General features: G+C 71.5%; 20 protein-coding genes. 7 read left to right on the top strand and 13 right to left on the bottom strand.

Annotated features, from left to right (window positions below):
• Positions 1-14 precede the first annotated feature (14 nt).
• The 11 genes from AB0B86_RS30455 to AB0B86_RS30505 all read right to left on the bottom strand — a co-directional run bounded on the left by AB0B86_RS30455 (position 15) and on the right by AB0B86_RS30505 (position 10653).
• Positions 15-1022 (bottom strand): amidohydrolase family protein, encoded by a 1008-nt coding sequence (locus AB0B86_RS30455; protein WP_357420279.1) that lies wholly within the window; start codon positions 1020-1022, stop codon positions 15-17.
• Complete coding sequence (locus AB0B86_RS30460) at positions 1022-1546, bottom strand: 3-hydroxyanthranilate 3,4-dioxygenase (protein ID WP_357406822.1); 525 nt, start codon at positions 1544-1546, stop codon at positions 1022-1024. Before AB0B86_RS30460 ends, AB0B86_RS30455 begins: the two co-directional genes overlap by 1 nt.
• Positions 1543-1965, bottom strand: coding sequence for a RidA family protein (locus AB0B86_RS30465; protein WP_357406824.1), 423 nt, complete (start codon positions 1963-1965; stop codon positions 1543-1545). Before AB0B86_RS30465 ends, AB0B86_RS30460 begins: the two co-directional genes overlap by 4 nt.
• Positions 1962-2735: a fumarylacetoacetate hydrolase family protein gene (locus AB0B86_RS30470; RefSeq protein WP_357420280.1), complete on the bottom strand. Its 774-nt coding sequence runs from the start codon at positions 2733-2735 to the stop codon at positions 1962-1964. Before AB0B86_RS30470 ends, AB0B86_RS30465 begins: the two co-directional genes overlap by 4 nt.
• The gene (gene dmpG / locus AB0B86_RS30475) at positions 2732-3793 is read right to left on the bottom strand and encodes a 4-hydroxy-2-oxovalerate aldolase (RefSeq protein WP_357420281.1); all 1062 of its coding nucleotides are present in this window, start codon (positions 3791-3793) and stop codon (positions 2732-2734) included. The genes AB0B86_RS30470 and dmpG overlap by 4 nt, the downstream gene beginning before the upstream one ends.
• Positions 3790-4722 (bottom strand): acetaldehyde dehydrogenase (acetylating), encoded by a 933-nt coding sequence (locus AB0B86_RS30480; RefSeq protein WP_357420282.1) that lies wholly within the window; start codon positions 4720-4722, stop codon positions 3790-3792. The genes dmpG and AB0B86_RS30480 overlap by 4 nt, the downstream gene beginning before the upstream one ends.
• Positions 4723-4798: 76 nt before the next feature.
• The gene (locus AB0B86_RS30485) at positions 4799-5596 is read right to left on the bottom strand and encodes a fumarylacetoacetate hydrolase family protein (protein ID WP_357420283.1); all 798 of its coding nucleotides are present in this window, start codon (positions 5594-5596) and stop codon (positions 4799-4801) included.
• A gap of 20 nt (positions 5597-5616) precedes the next feature.
• Positions 5617-7098, bottom strand: coding sequence for a 2-hydroxymuconic semialdehyde dehydrogenase (locus AB0B86_RS30490; protein WP_357420294.1), 1482 nt, complete (start codon positions 7096-7098; stop codon positions 5617-5619).
• A gap of 23 nt (positions 7099-7121) precedes the next feature.
• Positions 7122-8459 (bottom strand): NAD(P)/FAD-dependent oxidoreductase, encoded by a 1338-nt coding sequence (locus AB0B86_RS30495; protein ID WP_357420284.1) that lies wholly within the window; start codon positions 8457-8459, stop codon positions 7122-7124.
• Positions 8456-9736 carry a kynureninase gene (gene kynU, locus AB0B86_RS30500; RefSeq protein WP_357406836.1) on the bottom strand — a complete coding sequence of 427 codons (1281 nt, stop codon included), beginning with the start codon at positions 9734-9736 and terminating at the stop codon, positions 8456-8458. The genes AB0B86_RS30495 and kynU overlap by 4 nt, the downstream gene beginning before the upstream one ends.
• A gap of 14 nt (positions 9737-9750) precedes the next feature.
• The gene (locus AB0B86_RS30505) at positions 9751-10653 is read right to left on the bottom strand and encodes a tryptophan 2,3-dioxygenase family protein (RefSeq protein ID WP_357406838.1); all 903 of its coding nucleotides are present in this window, start codon (positions 10651-10653) and stop codon (positions 9751-9753) included.
• A gap of 147 nt (positions 10654-10800) precedes the next feature.
• Between AB0B86_RS30505 and AB0B86_RS30510 the strand changes: the two genes are divergently transcribed.
• The 3 genes from AB0B86_RS30510 (at position 10801) to AB0B86_RS30520 (ending at position 12799) form a co-directional block, all read left to right on the top strand.
• Complete coding sequence (locus tag AB0B86_RS30510) at positions 10801-11253, top strand: Lrp/AsnC family transcriptional regulator (RefSeq protein WP_357406840.1); 453 nt, start codon at positions 10801-10803, stop codon at positions 11251-11253.
• A 142-nt stretch (positions 11254-11395) separates the two neighbouring features.
• Complete coding sequence (locus AB0B86_RS30515) at positions 11396-11920, top strand: hypothetical protein (RefSeq protein ID WP_357406842.1); 525 nt, start codon at positions 11396-11398, stop codon at positions 11918-11920.
• Positions 11921-12022: 102 nt separating this feature from the next.
• Complete coding sequence (locus AB0B86_RS30520; RefSeq protein WP_357407095.1) at positions 12023-12799, top strand: class F sortase; 777 nt, start codon at positions 12023-12025, stop codon at positions 12797-12799.
• Here the strand turns inward: AB0B86_RS30520 and AB0B86_RS30525 are convergent.
• Positions 12742-13515 (bottom strand): TioE family transcriptional regulator, encoded by a 774-nt coding sequence (locus AB0B86_RS30525; protein WP_357420285.1) that lies wholly within the window; start codon positions 13513-13515, stop codon positions 12742-12744. The two genes, AB0B86_RS30520 and AB0B86_RS30525, sit on opposite strands and share 58 nt — an antisense overlap.
• 55 nt (positions 13516-13570) lie before the next feature.
• Here AB0B86_RS30525 and AB0B86_RS30530 point away from each other — a divergent pair, with 55 nt between their 5' ends.
• Positions 13571-15151 carry a DUF6194 family protein gene (locus tag AB0B86_RS30530; protein WP_357420286.1) on the top strand — a complete coding sequence of 527 codons (1581 nt, stop codon included), beginning with the start codon at positions 13571-13573 and terminating at the stop codon, positions 15149-15151.
• 79 nt (positions 15152-15230) lie between these two features.
• Here AB0B86_RS30530 and AB0B86_RS30535 read toward each other — a convergent pair whose 3' ends face one another.
• A complete protein-coding gene (locus AB0B86_RS30535) occupies positions 15231-15767 on the bottom strand; it encodes an HNH endonuclease (protein WP_030333470.1) in 537 nt (178 codons plus the stop codon).
• A 337-nt stretch (positions 15768-16104) separates the two neighbouring features.
• Here AB0B86_RS30535 and AB0B86_RS30540 point away from each other — a divergent pair, with 337 nt between their 5' ends.
• The 3 genes from AB0B86_RS30540 (at position 16105) to AB0B86_RS30550 (ending at position 19320) form a co-directional block, all read left to right on the top strand.
• Positions 16105-17115, top strand: a complete 1011-nt coding sequence (locus tag AB0B86_RS30540; protein WP_357407099.1) for a mechanosensitive ion channel family protein — start codon at positions 16105-16107, stop codon at positions 17113-17115.
• 233 nt (positions 17116-17348) lie between these two features.
• On the top strand, positions 17349-18731 hold the full coding sequence (locus tag AB0B86_RS30545; RefSeq protein WP_357406877.1) for an MFS transporter: 1383 nt from the start codon (positions 17349-17351) through the stop codon (positions 18729-18731).
• Between the two features lie 160 nt (positions 18732-18891).
• The gene (locus AB0B86_RS30550; RefSeq protein WP_357406879.1) at positions 18892-19320 is read left to right on the top strand and encodes a globin; all 429 of its coding nucleotides are present in this window, start codon (positions 18892-18894) and stop codon (positions 19318-19320) included.
• Positions 19321-19330: the final 10 nt, after the last annotated feature.

Raw genomic sequence — 19330 nt, forward strand, 5'->3', positions numbered from 1 at the left:
CCAGGGGTACGCCGTCAGCGCCGCCCGTACAGGAAGCGCAGTGCGTTGGCGGATCGGAGCTTGTCGCGCTGGGCGTCGGTGAGGAAGTCGGCCGCGTCGACGACCGCGCCGGCCGGCCGCTCGCCCAGCGGGTAGGGGTAGTCGCTGCCGACCAGCACCCGGTCCTCCCCCATGGTGTCGACAAGCAGCCGCAACGCGGGTGGCGCGAAGACCACCGAGTCGACGCTGAACCGGTCGACGTAGCTGCTGGGCGGGGCGGCGGACGCACCACGGACCAGGTCGCCCCGGCGGTGCCAGGCGTTGTCGGCGCGGCCGAGCCAGAACGGAAAGCTCCCACCGCCGTGTGCGAAGCAGATCCGCAGCGTCTCGGGTACCCGGTCGAAGACGCCGCCCAGGATCATCGCCAGCACCGACAGGTGTGTCTCGGCCGGCATCCCGGTGAGCCAGCGGGCCATCCAGCGGTCCAGCCGCGGGCCGCCCGGCATGTCCCACGGGTGGACGAAGACGGGTGCGCCCACCTCGGCACAGTGCGTCAGGAAGGTGACCACCCCGGCGTCGTCCAGGTCCCGGTCGCCGACGTGGTTACCGATCTCGACACCCACGTGCCCGGCGGCCAGGCTGCGATCCAGTTCGGCGCACGCGGCGTCCGGGTCCTGTAGCGGCACCTGGCAGAACGGCACCAGTCGGTCGCCGCCGGCCGCGGTGACCTTCAGGGTGAGGTCGTTGAAGATCCGGGCGACCTTCACCGCCTGGTCGGCCGGACGGTCGTAGCTGAAGAAGACCGGCGTCGGTGAGACCACCTGCACTGCCACGCCGTCGGCGTCCATGTCGGCCAGCCGAGTCGAGGCGTCCCAGCACTCGGCGCCGACCGGGCGGAACTCCGTCTCCCCCACCATGATCATGGCGGCCCGCTCCGAATCGACACGCAGCCACGGCCAGCCGGACCCACCGCACGCCGCGCCGAGGTCCGGCCACCCCTTCGGTACGACGTGCGTGTGCACGTCGACCATGCCTGCTGACATCAGCCCTTGCCCGGGTGCAGGGTGCCGCAACTCGCGCAGGTACGCGCCGCCTCGTCGGCGTAGAACGCCTGGAACACCGGCGGCAGGTCGGCGGCGATGTCGCGGACCTGCAACTCCACCTCGTGGACCTTGTTGCCGCACTGCGGGCAGTACCACTGGAACGTCTCCAGCGTGCCCTCCTCCCGGACCCGCTCGACGACCATGCCGATGGAGCCGGCCTCGGGGCGCTGCGGCGAGTGCGGGGTGTTGCGCGGCAACATCCACATCTGACCCTCGCGCACGTGCACCGTACGCGGCCCCTCCGGGGTCATCAGATTGATGTGCATGTTGCCCTTGACCTGGTAGAAAAACTCCTCGTACGGGTCCACGTGGAAGTCGGTGCGCTGGTTGGGCCCGCCCACCACCATCACGATGAAGTCGTCCCCGCCGGGGAACATCTCCTTGTTGCCCACCGGTGGCTTCAACAGGTGCTGGTTGTCGGCGATCCAGCCCGGAAAGCTGAACGGTTCGGCGATCTCACTCACGACTGACCTCCCGAGGGAAGAAGGGCCACGGCCTGGATCTCGATGAGCAGGTGCGGGTGCGGCAACTGGTGCACCGCCACAGTGGTGCGGGTCGGCCCGGACGCGTCGAAGAACTCCGCCCACACCTCGTTGTAACCAGCGAAGTCGTTCATGTTGACCAGGTACGACGTCACCTGCACGAGGTCGGTGAGCTCCGCGCCAACAGAGCGCAGCAGATCGCCGATGTTCTCGATCACCGCCCGCGTCTGCACCCGGATGTCGAGGTTGGTGGTCCCGAACTCGTCGACAGCGACACCGGCGAAGCTGTTGTCCGGCCGCCGCGAGGACGTACCGGAGACGAAGACGAACCCACCCGCCACCTTGACGTGCGGAAAAGCCCCTCGCGGGACGGCCTTCCCGGCCACCACCCGCGCGGTCACGACGACGCCCGCAACGACGCCGTGCCGAGCTTCTCCACTACCGCCCGGACGTGCGCGCCGGGACGCAGCGGAACGGCGGCGGTGGCGGCACCGGCCAGGAAGACCCACCCGGACTGCAACCGCACACCGTGCCGGCCGGCCAGTCGGATGCCCTCGTCGAGCGCCCGGCGCGGATCACCGAGGATCGCCGCAGTCGAGCCGACCTGGGCGACCCGCCCATCGACCTCCAGCAGCACGCCCAGGTTGTCCAACCCGTCGGGCACCGGCGACCACGGCCCGATCACGAACGCGGCGGCGGAGGTGTTGTCGGCGATCACGTCCGGCAGCGAGAAGCGGAAGTCCGCGTACCGGGAGTCGATCAGCTCGATGGCCGGGGCGACAGCACGGACCGCGCTGGCGAAGTCGCCGACCGGCTCACCCGGCTCGGGCAGCCGGTCCAGCAGGAACGCCACCTCCGGCTCGACCCGGGGATGGATGTACGCGGCGCTGTCCACCACGCCACCGTCGGGCACCCGCATCGCGTTTGTCAGCCGCCCCCAGATCACCTCGTCCACGCCGACCTGGGCCATCTTCGCCCTGCTGGTCAGTCCCATCTTCAGCCCGACCAGCCGCTCACCGGCGTCGACCCGGCGCTGGAGCAGGGCGGCCTGCACCGCGTACGCGGCGTCCACGTCCAGGCCGGTCTCGGCGGCGAGCTGCGGAATCGCGGTGGCGGTGGCCGCTGCCACACCCAGTTGCTCGGCGATCCCTGCGACGTCCGGTCCGATCATGAGGGCTCCTTGCCGGCCAGGTCGAGTGCGACGTCCACGATCATGTCCTCCTGGCCGCCGACCATCCGACGCCGGCCCAGCTCGACAAGGATCGACCGGACGTCCACGCCGTACTTCGCGGAGGCCCGCTCGGCGTGCCGCAGGAAGCTTGAGTAGACGCCCGCGTACCCCAGGGAGAGCGTCTCCCGGTCCACCTGGACCGGCCGGTCCTGCAACGGGCGGACGATGTCGTCGGCGGCGTCCATCAGCGCGAACACGTCGCACCCGTGCTTCCAACCGTGCAGCTCGGCGACCGCGACGAAGACCTCCAGCGGGGCGTTGCCGGCGCCGGCGCCCATGCCGGCCAGCGAGGCGTCGACACGGACCGTCCGGCCGTGGGGTGCGTCGGGGCCGACCGGCGCGGAGCCGGTGATCCGGCCGTGTTCGACCGCGAGGACGCTGTTGGCGACGCCGAGCGACAGGTTGTGGTGGGCGTGGATGCCGATCTGCGTCTGCGGGTCGAGGACCTGCCGGTACGCGTCGACCCGCTGCGCAACGTCGGACATCAGCAGCCGACCACCGGAGTCGGTGACGTAGACGCAGTGCGCACCGTACGACTCCATCAGCTTGGCCTGCCCGGCCAGCCCGGCCGGATCGTTCATGTGCGACATCATCAGGAAGCCCGACACGTCCATGCCGTTCTCCCGGGCCCAGGAGATGTGCTGGGCGGAGATGTCCGCCTCGGTGCAGTGGGTGGCGATCCGCACACTTGTCACGCCGAGCGCCTGCGCGGCCTTCAGATCGGCGATCGTGCCGATGCCGGGCAGCAGCAGGGTGGTGAGCTTCGCCGTGGTCAGCACCTCGGCGGCTGCGGAGATCCACTCGGCGTCGCTGGCCGCGCCGTGACCGTAGTTGACGCTGGAACCGGCCAGCCCGTCGCCGTGCGCCACCTCGATGGCGGCCACCCCGGCGGCGTCCAGCGCGGCGGCGATCGTGCGCACCTGGTCGACCGTGTACCGGTGGGCGATGGCGTGCATGCCGTCGCGCAGCGTCACGTCCTGGATGTACAGGTCGGTCATGCCACCGCTCCCGTCGAGCGCAGGGCGACCAGCCGCTCCGCGGTACGCAGCGCGGCGGAGGTCATGATGTCCAGGTTGCCGGCGTACGCGGGCAGGTAGTGCCCGGCACCGGAGACCTCCAGGAAGACCGACACCTGCAACGCGGTGAGCTGCCGCCCGAGCGTCGGCACGTACGCCTGCACCCGGTCGAACTGCACGTCCTGCTTGAGCCGGTAGCCGGGGACGTACTCCTGGACCGTCGCCACCATGTCGGTCACCGAGGCGGCGATGGCATCGGTGTCCGCGTCGGCGTCCGGGCAAAGGCAGTAGACGGTGTCGCGCATCAGCAGCGGCGGGTCCGCCGGATTCAGCACGATGATCGCCTTGCCCCGCTCGGCCCCACCGACCACCTCGATGGCCCGGGCCGTGGTCTCGGTGAACTCGTCGATGTTGGCCCGGGTGCCCGGCCCGGCGGACTTCGAGGCGATCGACGCGACGATCTCCCCGTACGCCACCGGGGTGACCCGGCCGACGGCGGCGACGATCGGCACCGTTGCCTGCCCGCCGCAGGTCACCATGTTGACGTTCGGCTCGTGCAGGTGCTCGTCGAGGTTGACCGGCGGCACGACGTACGGGCCGAGCGCGGCCGGGGTCAGGTCGATCACCGTGCGGCCGTGGGCGCGCAGCACCTCGTCGTGGCGTCGGTGCGCGCCGGCCGAGGTGGCGTCGAAGACCAGCTCGACGTCGGCGAACTCGGGCATCGCGACCAGCCCGTCCACGCCGTCGGCGGTGGTGGCCACGCCGAGCCGACGGGCCCGGGCCAGCCCGTCGGAGGCCGGGTCGATGCCGGCCATCGCCACCATCCGCAGGCTGTCGCTCAGCCGCAACACCTTGATCATCAGGTCGGTGCCGATGTTGCCGGGCCCGAGCACCGCCACACCGACGCTCATGCCGACACTCCGCTTCGCTCCATGCCGCCCTGAGCGTCGACACACCTGCGCCGATGATTCGCTCGCTGACGCTCGCTCATGACGAGACCTCCTTGCTGAAACAGGTGCGCACCGAGCCGAGCCCGGAGATCCGTGCCTCGTACGCGGCACCGGGGGTGACCGGCACCATCGGACCGAGCGCCCCGGAGAGCACCACGTCGCCGGCGCGCAGCGGGTCACCGGCGCGGGCGAGGGTGCCGGCCAGCCAGTGCAGCGCGTGCAGCGGGTTGCCCAGGCAGGCCGCGCCGGCGCCCACCGAGACCGGCTCACCGGCGTGCTCCAGCACCATTCCGCACAGCCGCAGGTCGACGTCGGCGAGTCGGCGGGGCGTGGTGCCGAGCACGAAGAGCCCGCTTGAGGCGTTGTCCGCGACGGTGTCCACTATGGAGATGTCCCAGCCGGCGATCCGTGAGTCGACGATCTCGATCGCCGGCAGCACGTGATCCACAGCGCGGATCAGGTCGACAGTGGTGATCTGCGGGTCGGCGAGATCCTTGTCGAGCACGAACGCGATCTCCGCCTCGACCCGCGGCTGGAGCAGCCGGTCGATCGGCACCTCGACCCCGTCGCCGACCGCCATCGCGTCGGTGAGCATGCCGAAGTCCGGTTGGAACACCCCGAAGGTCTCCTGCACCGCCCGGGAGGTCAGCCCGATCTTCGCGCCGACCCGGCGTTCGCCGCGGCCCTGCCAGGCCCGCGCCTGGAGTTGCTGCACGCGGTACGCGGACTCGACGTCGCCCTCCGGCAGCAGCCGCCCGCGCAGTGGCGGGCACGGCTTGCCGGTGCTGCGGGCGTCGGCCAACTCCCGGTTGGCGGCCTCGATGTCAGCTTCCACGCCCGCTCCCTTGCTACGGCTCACGACAGGTCCACGCAGACGTTCGTCAGCTCGGAGTAGAAGTTCAGCGAGTGCACGCCGCCCTCCCGACCGATGCCGGACGCCTTCACCCCGCCGAACGGGGTGCGCAGGTCACGCAGGAACCAGGTGTTGACCCAGACGATGCCGGCGTCCAGTCGGGCACCGGCCCGGTGTGCGACACCGACGTCCCGGGTCCACACGGTGGCCGCGAGGCCGTACTCGGTGCCGTTGGCCAACGCGTACGCCTCGTCCTCGGTGTCGAACGGCGCCACGTGCACCACCGGCCCGAAGATCTCCTCGCGGTTGGTGCGGGCGTCCGGGCCGAGCCCGGTGAGCACCGTCGGCTGCACGTACGACCCGCCGTCGCGGGCGTCGCCGAAGGTGGGCGCGCCGCCGCCGGTCAGCACCTCGGCGCCCTCGGCGCGGGCCAGCTCGTACGCGCCGAGCACCTTCGCCCGGTGCTGGTGGGAGATCAGCGGCATGGTGGCGGTGGCCTCGTCGGTCGGCCAGCCGTACGCCAGTTCACCGGCCCGCTTCGCCAGCCGGGCGGTGAACTCCTCGAAGACCTGACGCTGCACGTAGATGCGTTCGGTGCAGAGACACACCTGCCCGCCGTTGGTGAAGCTGGACCGCACCGAGCCGGCCACCGCGGCGTCCAGGTCGGCGTCGGCGAAGACCAGGCCGGCGTTCTTGCCGCCCAACTCGAAGCTGACCGCCTTGACCCCGTCGGCGGCGGCCCGCATGATCGCGCCGCCGGTTGCCGACTCGCCGGTGAAGGTGATCGCGTCGACGCCGGGGTGCCGGGTGAGGAACTCCCCCGCCGAGTCCGGCCCGAACCCGTGCACCAGGTTGAACACACCCTCCGGTACGCCCGCGGCGGCCATCACCTCGGCCAGCACCGTCGCCGAGGCCGGCGTCTCCTCGCTGGGCTTGACCACCACGGCGTTGCCGCAGGCCAGCGCCGGAGCGACCTTCCAGGTGAGCAGCAGCAGCGGCAGGTTCCACGGCACGATGACGGCGACCACGCCTACCGGTTTGCGCAGCGCGTAGTTGAGCGCCCGGCCGCCGGTCGGAGTGACTGTCGTGAACGACTCGGTGGGCGCGGTCGCCACGATCTCCGCGAACGCCCGGAAGTTCGCCGCGCCGCGCGGGATGTCGAGCGTGCGGGCCTGGGCGATGGACTTGCCGGTGTCGGCGACCTCGGCGGTGACCAGGTCGTCGAAGCGGCGCTCCAGCTCGTCGGCGACCCGGCGTAGCACCTCGGCGCGTTCCCGCTCACCCATCCGGCCCCACGGCCCACGCAACGCCGCCTGGGCGGCGGCCACCGCGTCGTCGACAGTGGACTTCGACGCCTCGACCACCTCGAAGACCTGCTCCCCGGTGACCGGGCTGGCCTTGGCGAACGTCGTTCCGCCGTCGACGAACTCGCCGCCCACGAAGTTGCGCAACCGGTGCGGGCCACCGGGCGCGTGGCCGGCCATCAGTCGTGGTTCCCAGGTGCCGGTCATGCGCGCCTCCCTCGGCTCAGTGCCGCACCGATCGCGCCGACCAGCAGCAGCGCGGCCCCGCCGACGACCGCCCCGAGCACCCGGTGCTGTCGGCGCACCCGGCGGCGCACCTGCGCGTACGGGGTGGTGGAGAACGACACCAACTCGTACTGCGAAACGTACCGGCCGGGCAGGGCCCGTTCCAGTGCGTGCTCCACCCGCCGCCGGGTCTGGAAGACCGGCGAGGCGACCTTGTCCCGCATCTCCACGAAGTTGGTGAGTGCCATCGTGGCGATGGCTTCGGCGTTCTCCTGCCGGCGTCGCTGGAACAGCGGGAGCGCCGCCAACCAGTCGTCGGCGCACTCGTCCAGGCAGCGGTCCAACTCGACAACGTCCTCGAACGCGCAGTTGGCGCCCTGACCGTAGAACGGCACTATCGCGTGCGCCGCGTCGCCGAGCAGCCCGACCGTGCCGAACACCTGCCACGGTGCGCAGCGGACAGTGCCGAGCACGCCCACCGGGTTGTGCCGGTAGTCGTCGACAAGGTTCGGGGCCAGCGGGACTACGTCCGGGTAGTGCTCGGCGAAGTGCTCTTCGATCTCCGCCGGGCCGGTCAGCGCGGCGAAGCTGCCGGGGCCGTCGTTCGGCCAGAACAGCGTGCAGGTGAAGGAGCGGTCCGGGTTCGGCAGAGCGATCATCATCGAGGTGCCGCGCGGCCAGATGTGCAGGGCGTCCGGGTCCAGGGCGAAGTCCCCACCCAGCGGCGGGATCGTCAACTCCTTGTAGCCGTAGTCGAGGAAGTCCACGCGCTCGTCAAGCAGCCCGTACCCGAGCAGTTGCCCGCGCACCGCGGAGCCGGCGCCGTCGGCACCGAGGACGACCGACGCCTTCGCGGCGACCGGACCCTGCGGGGTGTCGAAGCTCAGCGAACCGTCGGTCGGGTCGAGCCCGACCAGCCGGTGGTCGAAGACGACCCGCACCCCGGGCAGCGCGGCGGCCTCGTCCAGCAGGGCGTTGTTCAACGCGCCCCGGCTGATCGAGTTGATCGCCCGGTCGCCGGCCGCGCTGTACGACTGGAACTGCTGCTCCCCCACCACCGGGTGGATCATCCGACCCCGCATCGGCAGCGCGTCGCTGAGCACCTGCTCGGCCAGCCCGATGCGGCGCAGCGCGTCCAGGCCCCGCTCGGAGAGCGCCAGGTTGATCGAGCGCCCCCGCTCGGCGGTGCCGTCGCGCGGGTCGGCGCGGCGCTCGTAGAGAGCCACCGGATAGCCCCGCCGGGCCAGGAAACAGGCGGCCAGGCAGCCGGCCAGCCCGGCGCCGATGATCGCGATCTCGTCGCGTCGCGCGGTCACGGGTTGACCTGCCCGACAGTCGCCGCCAGCGCGGCGGCGGCCCGCCAACAGTCGAGGTACGTGGAGTAGAGCGGCACCGGGGCGAACCGCACGACGTCCGGTTCCCGGGCGTCGGCGATGACGCCGTGCTCGTACCGCAGGCGTTTGGTCAGCTCGGCGGCGCTGCCGGCGCCGATGCGCACCGAGAGCTGGCAGCCCCGCCGGGCCGGGTCGCGCGGGGTGACCACCCGCAGCGGCCGGCCGACGACGACCTCGTCCAGCAGCGACTCCAACCAGCCGGTGAGGCGCTGGCTGCGCGCCCGCAGCGCCGGCATGCCGACCGTGTCGAACAGCTCCAGCGAGGTACGCACCGGACCCATCGCGAAGATCGGCGGGTTGGAGATCTGCCAGGCCTCCACGGTGGCCGGTGGGCGGGACACCGCTGTCATCTCGAACCGGGTGGCCGCTGCGGTGCTCCACCAACCCTCGAAGCGGGGCAGGTCCGGATCGCCGAGGTGCCGCTCGTGCACGAACACGCCGGCCAGGGCACCGGGTCCTGCGTTCAGGTACTTGTAGGAGCACCAGGCGGCGAAGTCGACGTCCCAGTCGTGCAGGGCCAGCGGCACGTTGCCGACAGCGTGGGCCAGGTCCCAGCCGACCACCGCCCCGGCCGCCCGCCCGGCAGCCGTGATCGCCGGAATGTCCAGCAGCTCACCGGTGAGGTAGTTGACCCCGCCGAGCAGCACCAGTGCCACCCGGTCCCCCTCGGCGGCCAGGTAGTCGGTCACATCCTCGGTGCGCAGGGCGTCCTCACCGGCGCGCGGACGCAACCGGACCACTGCCTCGTCCGGGTCCAGGCCGTGGAACCGGGCCTGGCTGCGCACCGCGTAGCTGTCCGAGGGGAACGCCGCGTCCTCGATGACGATGCGGGTGCGGACGCCGGCCGGGCGGTAGAAACTCACCATCAGCAGGTGCAGGTTGACGGTGAGCGAGTTCATCACCACGGTCTCCGCGGGCCGGCCGCCGACAAGTCGGGCGGCCGGCGCGGTCAACAGCTCGTGGTACGGCAGCCAGGCGCGCTCCGCCTCCAGGTGCCCCTCCACGCCGTGTCGGGCCCAGGCGTCCAGGTCGGCGAGGAGTTCGTCGCGGGTGGCCCGGGGTTGCAGGCCGAGCGAGTTTCCGGCCAGGTACGCCGCCTCGGGGTGGTCGCCGCCATCGGCCGGCGGCACGTGGAACAGGTGCCGGTGGCCGGGATCGGCCTCGTCCCGGCGCTGCGCTTCTTCTTGAGGGGTGTGCATGTCTCGCTCTCCGGTCACATCGCGGTACGGGCCGACCACAGCTCCGGGAAGACCACCCGGGACATGCTGCGCTGCAGCCACGCCAGTCCGGCGGAGCCGCCGCTGCCGACCTTGGCGCCCATCGTCCGCTGCACCGCCTTGACGTGGTTCCAACGCCAGTCGCCGAACTCCTCGGCGACGCCGCTGAGCGCCTCACCGAGCAGGCGCAGATGGTTGTCCGGGCCGGTGTCAGCGTAGATCCGTACCCAGGCCGCCTCGACCGACGGCTGCGGGTCGTGCTCCACCGCCACATCCCGGTCGAGCAGGTCGGCGGGGAGGTCGAAGCCGCGCCGGGCGAGCAGCGCGACCACGTCGTCCCAGAGGCTCGGGGTGGCCAGCGCGGCGCTCAGCGCGCCGTGCACCTCGGCCTGTCGGCGGAACGGCCTGATCAGAGCCGGGTCGCGCAGCCCGAACAGGAATTCCAGGTGGCGGTACATCGCCGACTGGAAGCCGGAACCCTCGCCGAGCAGGTTGCGGAACCTGTTGAAGTCGGCCGGCGTCATCCAGCGCAGCCCCTGCCAGGCCGCGTTGAGCCCCTCCAGGTGCAGCTTGGCGCGGCGCAGCGGGGCCAGCGCGTCCCAGACCTGGTCGGCGCGGAGCAGGCGCTGGGTCTCCCGCAGCTCGTGGCAGGTCAGCCCGAAGTACAGCTCCATGATCTGGCTGACCATCAGGAAGGACATCTCGCCGGGGTCGTCGCTGAGGGGCTGCTGAAGCTGGTGCAGCGCGCTGGCTCGCACGTACGCGTCGTAGGGCACCAGGTCGGCGAACTCCAGGGTCGGCTCGCCGCCGTTGCGCGCGGCCCGGGCGGCCCGCTGTCGCGGGGTCACCGGCCGCACCGAGGCGGGGCGGTTCGGCACCCGCCGCTCCGTCTGATCCACCAGTCGTCTCCCTCCCCCGGACCTGTCGACGTCATGATCTCGCGGCCGGATCTGCCTGCGGAATGCCGGATCAACGGCGCTCGCGGCATTGTCTTGGCAAACCGAAGGCAACTAGGCGAGATCAGTTCACGAAAGTAAGGTCTGAGCGTGGACGACATGGACTGGGCGCTGCTGCGCGAGTTGCAGGCCGACGCGCGGCTCTCCTTCAGCGAGTTGTCCCGGCGGGTGCACCTGTCCCCGCCGGCCGTCGCGGAGCGGGTCCGCCGGCTGGAGGAGGCCGGCGTGGTGACCGGCTACCACGCCCACGTCGACCTGACCCGAGCCGGGCGCACAGTTGTCGCGCTGATCCGGATGTCCTGCTACGGCGCGCGCTGCATCCTGCACGACCCGGCGGTGGCCGACTGGCCGGAGATCCTGGAGATCCACCGGATCACCGGCGACGCGTGCAGCATGCTCAAGGTGGCCGCCGGCTCGATCGGCGACTTCGAGGCGGTCATCGACCGGCTCGCCCCGTACGGCCAGCCGTCGAGCACGATGGTCCTCTCCTCCCCGCTCGACTGGCGACCGATCACCTCGCTGCCCAGCCCCCGCCGCGGCTGACCCGGGTTTGGCCCCGAGCCAGCGGGAAAGCAGCGCCGTGCCTAGGTGACGCCCGTCCTTCCGTCCGGAGTGCCGCCCTGCGGCGCGGAGGCGGAATGAGGGGCGTTGGGTTCCGGCGGTCGTCGCCGGTTGGGGGGAAATCATGCAGGCAATCCGCACGATCAACCGCGCGCTCTCGTCCGCACTGACACTTGTCGCGCTGGTCGGGGCGTTCGTCCTGATGTCGGTGGCGCCGGCACGTGCCGGCGAGAACATCTTCGTCGAGGTGACACCGAACAGCGTCCAGGCCGGCAGCCGGGTGAGCATCAAGGCGAGCTGCGACAACGACAACAACAACAGGCAGTCCAGCGTGCACTCCGACGCGTTCGGGCCCGTGACGCTCAAACCGGACAAGGGCTTCCTGACCGGGCAGGCCACGATTCCGCGCGACAAGGCGGCCGGCGACTACCCGGTCGACCTGCGCTGCGAGAACGGCGAGACGTCGTCGACCATGCTCACCGTGTTGAACATGGCCTCCCCCAGTAAGGGACCGGCGACCGGCGGCGGCGGGACGGCCGGCGGCCGGGGCACCGGCTCGTTGCTGGTGCTCGGCGGCGTGGCGCTGGTCGCCACCGCTGTGGCGCTCGGGATGGCGGGCGGCCGACGTCGGACCGGAGCCGGCTCCTGAGCCGGGTGACCCATGACCCGCGATGCCGCGCGTGCGCGGCGGGACCGCGATGCCGCGCGTGCGCGGCCGGACCGCCGTACCCGCTTCCAGGCCGGGACGCTGCTGCGCGCCTCCGGCCGGCTGGTGGCCCGCGCCTCCGGCCGGCTGGGTCGGGTCGCCGGGCAGGCCGGGTCGGCAAGTGTCGCCACCCCGGATCCGGCCGCCGCCCCACTGCCGCCGCGCCAACCGACCGGACCGCTGTCGTTCCGACCTCGTTTCGGTACCGGACCGGGGCTGCCGGTGCTGGCCATCGCGGCGGTGATGGTGCTTATCGTCGCGATGCTCGGCGTCGAGCAGGTGACCGGGATGAGCCTGCTACCGGACCGGCTCAGCGCCGGGTTCCGACCGCCGCCGAAGAAGTTCCCGGTGTTGCCGGCCAGCCGCCCGACCAGCCTCGCCATCGAGAAGATCGACCTGCGGGCACCCGTGCACGACGTGGGCATCGCCCCGGACGGCACCATCGCGGTGCCGGACGCGGCCCGCGCCCAGGAGGCCGGCTGGTACGACCAGGGACCGACCCCGGGTCAGTACGGCCCGGCGGTGATCGTCGGGCACGTCGACACCACAAGCGGGCCGGCGGTCTTCCACGGTCTACGCGAACTGCGTGACGGCGACCAGATCGAGGTCACCCGCACCGACCGCAGCGTGGCGGTCTTCGAGGTGAACTCGGTGGAGAAGTTCGACAAGGGCCGGCTGCCGGTGGACGAGGTGTACGGCGACTTCAGCCACCCGAGCCTGCGACTGATCACCTGCGGCGGACAGTGGGTCGGCGGCGAGACCGGCTATTCGGACAACGTGGTGGTGTTCGCCTCGCTGATCAAGGCGCGGGACGGTGGTTGAGCGGCGTCGAGGTAGTCGGCGAGTCGGGCGGCCCCGGTGAGCATCGCCCGGCCGCGCTCGGTCAGCCGGGCCCGCCACCGACTCAGCGACGCCGCGAGCGGTTCGGTGCCGCCCGCACCGCGCACCTGACGCAACACGCCCGCGATGTGGTCGAGCCGGTACCCGCCGCGGCGCAACAGGTGGGCCAGCTCAGCATCGCGGACGTCGTCCGGAAGGTAGACCCGGTAGTGGGTCGCCGGATCGCGCCCCGGTCGCAGCACCCCGGCCCGCTCCCACTTGCGCAGCGTGGCGGGTCGGACACCGAGGCGGTGCGCCAGCACGCTCACCGACACGGGCTTCCGGATCTGCGGTTGCGGCCGCGTCGCGGTCAGTGCCACCACCGCCGTCTCGACCGCGTCCAGGGTCTCCCGGTCGCGCTGGAGCAGAGCATGACCCTTGTCGATGGTGCGCAACGCCGCGTCGGTCTCGCCCCGGTTGACGGCCCGCATGATCTCGCCGCTGGCCGCGTAGCCGTGACCGGCGACCAGCGCGAGGTAGGCACTCAACGCCTTGGCGTGCGTCTCGGTGAACCGGCGGTAGCCGTTCGGTGTGCGCTGCGCCGGCGGCAGGACGCCGTCTCGTTCGTAGTTGCGCACCGCCTGCGCGGAGAGACCGTGCACACGCGCGAGGTCGACCGGACGGCGTACCCCATGGTTTGAAGGTTTTTTGGTCGGCACCCGTGCTCCATCGCTGCTGAGTCTCAACCGCTGGTTCAACGATACGGTTTATGGAATGCCAGCTTTTCTCGACCTGCTCGGGGTGTCCCCGGAGCTACTCGCGCTCGGTGAGCCGACGCACGGCGAGCCCGCCTTCCTGCAACTGCGTAACGACGCCTTCATGTCGCTGACGGCGCACGGCTACCTGTCGATCGCGCTGGAGAGCGACCGGGCGGCCGGGCTGGTCGCCGACGCGTTCGTGCAGGGCGACGCCGCAGTGCCGCTCGAACGGGCGCTCGCCGAAGGGTTCAGCCACGGGCTCGGCGCCGCCCCGGCCAACCGCGACCTCCTGGTGCGGATGCGCGAGTGGAACGCGGGACGACCACCCGCCGAACGGCTGACGTTCCACGGCTTCGACGCGCCGTTGGAGTTGGACAACGCCCCGAGCCCGCGTCGCTATCTCACCCAGGTCTGTGACTTCCTCGGCCTCGACCGATCCGCCGAGATCGACGACCTGGTCGGGGCCGAGTCGCGGTGGGCCGACCCGGCCGCGGTCTGGGAGCCGGGCCGGTCGGTGGGGCGCTCGAGCGACGCCCAAGCACTGCGGGTGCTCGCCGACGACCTGCTTACCGAGTTGTACCTGCGGGCGCCCTCGCGGGCCGCGGGCTGGCCGACGGCGCTCGTGCACGCGACGTCCGCGGTCGCGGTGCTGCGCTACCACGCCGCGGCCGCCGCACCGCTGGCGCAGGAGGAACGCTTCGTCCGCCTGGCCGCGGTCCGGGACGCGCTGATGGCCGAGAACCTGCTCGCGATCCGATCCGTCGAGGCCCACCGTGGGCCCACACTGGTCTTCGGGCACAACACGCACCTGCAGCGCCAGCCGGGCACGATGACGCTTGCCGCAACGGAGGTGTCGTGGGCCGGCGCCGGCGCGATCATCGCTACGCTGCTGGCCGACCGGTACGCGGTGATCGTCGGCAGCCTGGGCGCGAGCCCGGCGCTCGGCATCGAGGCGCCCGCCGCGTCGACCTATGAGGGCAGACTCCAGCAGGACACGGGCATCCCCCGGTACGTGCCGGCGTCCGGCATCGCACCGGCCGAGCGGCGGACGCACGACTACCGCTACTTCCCGCTGGACCGAACCACCATCGAACACGCCGACGTGGTCCTGCACGTGCCGACCGGCGTCGACGCGGCAGTGCTCGCCGATCGGATCGTCGCGCTGGCCGGCGTCGAGCAGGTAGTGGCGAGTGCGGAGAACGGATCACCCGAGGCGGCCTGGGGCGACCGTTTCTTCTTCGTCGGCCCGGATCGCCGGCAGCCGTTCGCCACAATCGTCGAGCAGGACGTGCCCGGCTTCGACGAGGCCGCCCAGTTGGACCGCCCCGGTGTCTTCCGGCTCAACCTGGACCTGGGCCGGGACGAGTTCGAGCGACTCTTCGGCTTTCCGCCCAAGGCGTTCGAGGACCACCGGGACGAATTCGACTTCGCCCGGCTCGACACCCTCACCCCGCACCCCGGCTACGCGCTGCACGGCTTCGCGAGCATCGTCATGCCCGGTCCGCAACTGCTGCCCGAGATCGACCGGCTGCTGGCGGTCGCACACGGACGAGCAGTCGAGCGCGCCGCACGCAAGGCAACCCGCAAGCGGCGCTGAGGCAGCAACCCCGAGGGCATCGCACCCGGGCAGCCGCACCAAACGGCACATCCGGGCTGGTCAGCCGCCGCTGGCGGAGTCAGGCGGCGGCTTCCGGCTCCCGCAGGTCCAGCCAGTCGGCCCAACGGGGATCGGGGGCGCGGTGCCCCAGCACCCGCCAGGCGGTGCCCTTCGGCGCGGCGGGCAGCGCGTGCAACCGCCACCCCATCTCCGCCGGCGTCTTGTCGCCCTTTGTGTGGTTGCACCGGGCGCACGCGGCGACCACGTTCTCCCAGGCGTGCCGGCCGCCCCGACTGCGGGGGAAGACATGGTCGATGGTCTCGGCCGGGCCTCGGCAGTACGCGCACCGCCACCCGTCCCGGGCGAAGATCGCCCGCCGGGACAGCCCGACGTGGGTGCGGTACGGCACGCGGACGAAGCGGGTGAGCCGGACCACGGAGGGCACCGGGAGCGCGTCCCGGGCGCTGTGCAGGATGCCATCGCCGTCGGCGACACAGACAGCCTTGGCGGAGAGGACGAGAATCGCGGCGCGACGCACCGACACGACACACAGCGGCTCGTAGGTGGCGTTGAGGACCAGAGCGCCAGAGCCCACCGTGGGTCGTATGTCAGGCATCGCGATCACCCTCCCGGTTCAGCGGCTGCTGCGCACCGCCGTCGACCGAGCGCGGGCATGACCACCCACACGGTCGACGCCGGGCCGATCACCGACGTCCGTTGCGCCAATAGTCCCTGATCGGACCCCGGATTGCACGTACTAATCCCGCATGGGGTATGAGGATCATCCGCATCGGGGCGGATCACCATGCTGGCCTGGGCGAACCCTTTCCGTTGCCTGACACTGGTTGACAGCCCTTGGTCAACGTGGTCGTGGCCGGTGGGTCGGCGGTGGGCGCTCGGGCCCCTTGCGGTACTAAGACAGGGTGAGTGCCGCAACCGTGACGCCCCTTGCCCTGTCCACCGTCGGGTCGGTGAACTGCCAGGGCGATTCCTCCTGCGAGTTCCTGTACGAGATGACCCATTCGGCGTGGTTCGCCGAGGGCAGTTACTGGATCCTGCTCAAGCCGCTGCGGGTGCTGCTGATCCTGGCGCTGGCGATGGTGGCTCGCTGGGCGGTGCATCGCACGATCAACCGGTTGGTCCGCACGACTACCGACGGCGCGGTGCCGACGATGCTGCGTCCGCTGCGCGAGCGGGTGCCGAGCGCGGCGGCCGACCCGACCGAGTTCGTGCCGGAGCGACGACGGCAGCGTGCCGAGGCGATCGGCTCGGTGTTGCGGAGCCTGACCACCGCGTTCGTCTTCGGCATCGCGCTGCTGATGATCCTGCGGGAGTTCAGCTTCGACCTGGCCCCGCTGCTGGCCAGCGCGGGAATCGCCGGGGTCGCGCTGGGTTTCGGCGCGCAGAGCCTGGTCAAGGACCTGATCGCCGGCCTGTTCATGCTGATCGAGGATCAGTACGGCGTGGGCGACAACGTCGACCTGGGCGAGGCGATGGGCGTGGTCGAGGCGGTCGGGCTCCGGGTGACCACCGTGCGCGACGGGCGCGGAGTGCTCTGGTACATCCGCAACGGCGAGATCATCCGAGTGGGCAACAAGAGCCAGGGCTGGGCCCTCGTGGTGGTGGACCTGCCGATCGGCTTCAACAGCACCGAGGAGGCCACCGCCGTCCTGCGGACCGCGGCCGCCTCGGTGGCGATGGACCCGGAGCTGTCGCCGGAGATCGTCGAGGCGCCCGAGGTGCTGGGCGTCGAGCAGGTGACGGTGGACGGTGCGGTCATCCGGACGGTGGTGAAGACGACAGCGGACGGCCAGTTCGCGGTGGGCCGGGAGCTGCGGAGGCGGCTGGCGGAGTCGCTGGAGAACTCGGGGATCACCGCGCAGATCGCCGCTGGTCGCATCTTCCCCGGGCTGCCCACCCGGCCGCTGTCCGAAGGGGAAACGGGCCAGGGTGGTGCCACCTGACCCACCCGACATTGTCCTCGAATCCGGGGTCGCGAGCCGCCCGGCCCCTCAGGTATCGTCCGTTCGTTCAGTCGGGGAAGCGACGAACGACCCGTTCGACCTAGATAGTTGTCAGACGATCGGGCAGAATCCGGAGCACGCGTTCCCGCCAAAGCGTGATCACAACCTCGCTGATCCGTAGATCTGACGAGCGCTTCCGGCCGGGCTGCCACGAGCGGCCGACCCGGAGGCCGATGGAGGCGACGGTGCCCGACGAGCGACCTTCCGCGGAAGGCCCAGCTACTTTTCGCGAGGTGTTCGCCCAGCAAGAGTTCCGCGCCGTGTTCGTTGCGGGCGCTCTCTCCTGGGTCGGCGACTACGTCGCGAAGGCTGCCGTCACCCTGCTCGTCTATCAGAAGACCTCGTCGGTCGGGCTCTCCGCGGCTGCCTTCGCTGTCAGTTTCCTGCCCTGGCTGCTCGGCGGTCCGGTGCTCGCCGCACTCGCGGAGCGGTACCCGTACCGGCGGGTGATGGTGGCGTGTGACCTGATCCGGATGGCCCTGATGCTGCTCATCGCCATCCCGCAACTGCCGTACCAGGCAGTGCTGGTGCTCATCTTCGCCGCCACGCTCGCCAACCCGCCGAGTCAGGCGGCGAAGTCCGCGTTGATGCCGCAGATGCTCGCCGGGGACCGGCTGGTGCTCGGGTTGTCGCTCAACAGCAGCGTGGGGCAGGCGGCCCAGATCGTCGGGTACGTGCTCGGCACCGCCGTCGCCTCGATCGACCCGCAGGTCGCGCTGCTGTTCAACGCGGCCACGTTCGGTGCCTCGGCGCTGCTGGTCCGCCTCGGAGTGCGAAACCGTTCGGCGGTGCCGAACCCGGCGCAGCGCGGTCACCTCCTGCAGGAGACCCGCCAGGGCTTCGCCATCGTGTTCGGCACACCGGTGCTGCGGGCGATCGCGGTGCTGGTGTTCAGCGCGATGCTCTTCTCGGTCCTCCCCGAGGGGCTCGCCGTCGGCTGGGCACACGACGAGGGTCACGGCGACATGAGCGCGACCACGGCCCAGGCAGTGATCATGGTGGCCGGCCCGGTCGGTTTCATCCTCGGCGGGTTGCTGGTGAGCCGCCTGTTCGGGCCGGCCCGCCGGCTGAAACTGATGCGGCCGCTCGCGGTGCTCGCCCCCCTGATACTGGTGCCGACGTTGCTCGACCCGTCCCCCCTGGTGGTGGCACTGCTTGCCGCGCTGTGTGGATTCGCGGTCGCCGGCATGCTGCCGATGGCGAACGGGCTCTTCGTCCAGGCCCTGCCCAACGGCTTCCGGGCCCGCGCCTTCGGGGTGATGGCGACCGGTGTCCAGGTCATCCAGGGTTTCGCCGTGCTGGCGACCGGGTTGATCGCCGACCGCTTCGACAACATCCCCCTGGTGGTGGGGCTGTGGAGCGCGGCCGGCGTGGTGCTGATGGCGGTGGCCGCGCTGCGCTGGCCGGATCGGCAGGCGTTCAGCGACGCGATCGCGGCGGCCACGGCGGCCAATGCCGAGCCGATCGAGCACCCGGACGCCCCCGCCACCGGCGGCGACCCGGCGGCAGGCCCTCCCGAGCCACGTCCCGGCGACCGCCGGCACGTGGTCACCTGATCCGGACCCGCCGGCCCGGATCGGACGGACCCGGCGGGCGCGGCGGGCTCGACGGGATCGGCGGACCCGGGCAGGCCGGGAGCCCGGCATCGGCCCGGCGTGATCCGACGCACGGTGTGCGGGTCGGTCCGGCGCCTGGCGCACCTGGCAGGATGGAACGGTGAACCCCGCAGGTGAATCCGAGCGTCCCGGTGCTTCGACGACCCTCTTCGAAGCCGTCGGCGGCGAGCCCACCTTCCGCAGGCTGGTCGACGAGTTCTATGCCGGCGTGGCCACAGATCCACTGCTGCGCCCGATGTACCCGGAGGACGACCTGGGGCCGGCCGCCGATCGGATGACCCTGTTCCTGATGCAGTACTGGGGCGGCCCGAACACCTACTCCGCCCAGCGTGGCCACCCGCGGCTGCGGATGCGGCACGCGCCGTTCCGGATCGGCGCGGCCGAGCGGGACGCCTGGCTGCGCAACATGCGCCGGGCGGTGGACCAGCTCGACCTCGATCCGGCGATCGCCGCCACGCTCTGGGACTACCTGGAGCGGGCCGCGTACTTCATGGTCAACGCCGAGGAGGACCCGGCCCACGGCGGCTGACCGCCCGGCC

The sequence above is a fragment of the Micromonospora sp. NPDC049047 genome (genome assembly GCF_040649135.1).
Taxonomy (GTDB): Bacteria; Actinomycetota; Actinomycetes; order Mycobacteriales; family Micromonosporaceae; genus Micromonospora.

What these genes read in the sequence shown, in the direction of transcription:
- AB0B86_RS30455 (WP_357420279.1), bottom strand. Translation starts at nt 1,022, where the DNA reads ATGTCAGCAGGCATGGTCGACGTGCACACGCACGTCGTACCGAAGGGG.
- AB0B86_RS30470 (WP_357420280.1), bottom strand. Translation starts at nt 2,735, where the DNA reads ATGATCGGACCGGACGTCGCAGGGATCGCCGAGCAACTGGGTGTGGCA.
- dmpG (WP_357420281.1), bottom strand. Translation starts at nt 3,793, where the DNA reads ATGACCGACCTGTACATCCAGGACGTGACGCTGCGCGACGGCATGCAC.
- AB0B86_RS30480 (WP_357420282.1), bottom strand. Translation starts at nt 4,722, where the DNA reads ATGAGCGTCGGTGTGGCGGTGCTCGGGCCCGGCAACATCGGCACCGAC.
- AB0B86_RS30490 (WP_357420294.1), bottom strand. Translation starts at nt 7,098, where the DNA reads ATGGCCGGCCACGCGCCCGGTGGCCCGCACCGGTTGCGCAACTTCGTG.
- kynU (WP_357406836.1), bottom strand. Translation starts at nt 9,736, where the DNA reads ATGCACACCCCTCAAGAAGAAGCGCAGCGCCGGGACGAGGCCGATCCC.
- AB0B86_RS30515 (WP_357406842.1), top strand. Translation starts at nt 11,396, where the DNA reads ATGCAGGCAATCCGCACGATCAACCGCGCGCTCTCGTCCGCACTGACA.
- AB0B86_RS30530 (WP_357420286.1), top strand. Translation starts at nt 13,571, where the DNA reads ATGCCAGCTTTTCTCGACCTGCTCGGGGTGTCCCCGGAGCTACTCGCG.
- AB0B86_RS30535 (WP_030333470.1), bottom strand. Translation starts at nt 15,767, where the DNA reads ATGCCTGACATACGACCCACGGTGGGCTCTGGCGCTCTGGTCCTCAAC.
- AB0B86_RS30545 (WP_357406877.1), top strand. Translation starts at nt 17,349, where the DNA reads ATGGAGGCGACGGTGCCCGACGAGCGACCTTCCGCGGAAGGCCCAGCT.